We start from the raw sequence: 2,251 nt of genomic DNA, 5'->3' as shown, positions 1-2,251 counted from the left end.
GCTTGCGCAGGTAATGGGCCAGGCGGTTGGCCCGCTCGTTCAGTTCCCCGTAGCTCAGGCGTTGCCCGCCGCGAATCACCGCCACGGCATCCGGGGTACGCTGGACCTGTTCCTCGAACAACCCATGAGTCGTCTGCTGCTGCGGATAGTCAGCCTCGGTGGCGTTGAACGTCACCAGCAGTTGCTCGCGTTCCGCGTCGGGCAAGATCGACAGGCGATACAGCGCCGCCTGTGGCGTCTGTTCCAGTGCCTGCACCAGCGTCTGTAGCGCTGCGTGCATATAAGCGCAGACCCGTTGGGCGCCGATCTGCTGCGCGACCAGCACCGTCAGGTTGAAACCGCTACCCAGGTCATCGACGTTCAAGGTCAGCGGATAATTGGTGCGGTCTTCCCCGTCCAGGACGTGGATGCCACACCATGCTTGCAGTGCCTGTGCCGACGCCTCGCCCGTAGCGCGGTGCCGATAGTTAAGCAAGGCGCTGAACAGCGGCAGCGGCGCCGCCACGCCACTGCAACGCTGGGCCAGCGCGAGCGAGGCATGTTCGTGCCCGAGCAAGGCCGTCAGTTGCCCATGGACCGCCTTGACGCCTGCCTTGACGCCTTGGTCGCCCAGGCTCACGCGCAGCGGCAAGGTATTGATGAACATCCCCAGTGCGCGGTCAGCGCCCTCGCCCGCCTGCATCCGGCCCATCAGGACCGTACCGAACACCACCTCCTGCTTGCCGGACACCTTGGCCAGCACTTGCGCCCACGCCAGATGCACCAGGCTGGCGGCACTCACCCCCAGTTGACGGGCCTGGGCCCGCAGGCGCTGGTCCAGGCCGGCATCCACCGACTGGCTGGTCTCTTCGATATCGCGTCCGCCGCTCTGCACATCCTGCAGGTTGAAGGGCAGCGTCGGCTCGTCGATATCGCCGAGCATGTCGTGAAAGAACGCCTCATGCTCTTCGCAACTCACGCCCAAGCGGGCCTGGGCCACGTAATTTCGATAAGGCACCGCTTCGGCCAGTTGCCCGGCTTCACCCAGCAGGTGCGCTTGCATCTCGTGCTGCACCACGTCCATCGCCGTGTGGTCCAGGGCGATGTGATGGAACAACAGTGTCGCGACCAGGCGATCGTTGGCCTCATCCCTTGCATAAGCCAAGCGCATCAGCGGTGCCTGGGCGACATCGATACGGTGATGGCGCGGGTCGAAACGCTGGCGCAGTTGCCCAACGGTATCACCCGCGGCCGGGTCGAGATCGAGTACTTCGAGGTGCAGCCTGGCTTCGCGCCAGACCACTTGCATAGGCTCGTCAAAACCGTCCCACACAATGCTGGTGCGCAAGATGTCGTGGCGATCAATGACCACCTGCAACGCCTGGACGAACCCGTCGAGACGTTCCTGGCTGTCGAAGGCAAACTGCGATTGAAGCAGATACGGGTCGCCCTGCTCGGCAGCCAGGTGATGGTAGAGAATGCCTTCCTGCAGCGGCGCCAACGGATAAATGTCCTGCACATTGCGCGCACCACCCGGCACCGTCGCCACGAGGCGGTCGAGGGTCGCCTGGGACAGGTTGGCCAGCGGCAGCAGTTCGGGGGTGATGTGTTCGCAGTCCGGCGCAATCAGGTTGGCCGGAACGCTGACCTCCTTCCCGCTGCCGACAGCCGCCGCCAGCGCGGCCAGGGTCGGTTGGCTGAACAGCACGCGCACATCGGCGCTCAAGCCGGCCTGGCGCATCCGCTCGATCAAGCTGACCGCCAGCAGCGAATGCCCGCCCAGTTCGAAGAAATGATCGTGACGGCCCACGCGTTCGACCTTGAGCAAATCTTGCCAGAGCCGCGCCAGGGTGGTTTCGACCTCGCCTTGCGGGGCTTCGTAGCCACGGGTGATCAGCGCGTCGAGGTCCGGTGCTGGCAAGGCCTTGCGGTCGAGCTTGCCGTTGGGGGTCAGCGGCAGCGCATCGAGGCGCACGTAGGCGGCGGGCACCATATACGCTGGCAACTGCGTTTGCAGGTGCGTGCGCAGGGTTTCGATGTCTACGGCTTCGTCCGGCGAGTGTTGGGTGAAATAGGCCACCAGGCGCTTGTCGCCTGGTATGTCTTCGCGGGCCACGACTACGGTTTCTTTCAGCGCTTCGTGGCGGGCGAGCTTGGCTTCGATCTCGCCCAGCTCGATGCGGAAACCACGGATCTTCACCTGGTCGTCGTTGCGGCCCAGGTATTCGATGTTGCCGTCCGGCAGGTAGCGGCCCAGGTCGCCAGTGCGATA

1 protein-coding gene is annotated in these 2,251 nt (G+C 64.6%); it reads right to left on the bottom strand.

Features of this window, described 5'->3' with window-relative positions; translation table 11 throughout:
- On the bottom strand, positions 1-2,251 hold a 2,251-nt coding region (locus AACY31_RS28515), incomplete at both ends, for a condensation domain-containing protein (RefSeq protein ID WP_339505613.1).

Origin of the sequence: Pseudomonas sp. RL_105y_Pfl2_101, from assembly GCF_963970585.1 — a bacterium.
In the GTDB taxonomy this organism is placed as follows: Bacteria; Pseudomonadota; Gammaproteobacteria; order Pseudomonadales; family Pseudomonadaceae; genus Aquipseudomonas.
This window is presented reverse-complemented; position numbering and strand designations above follow the sequence as displayed.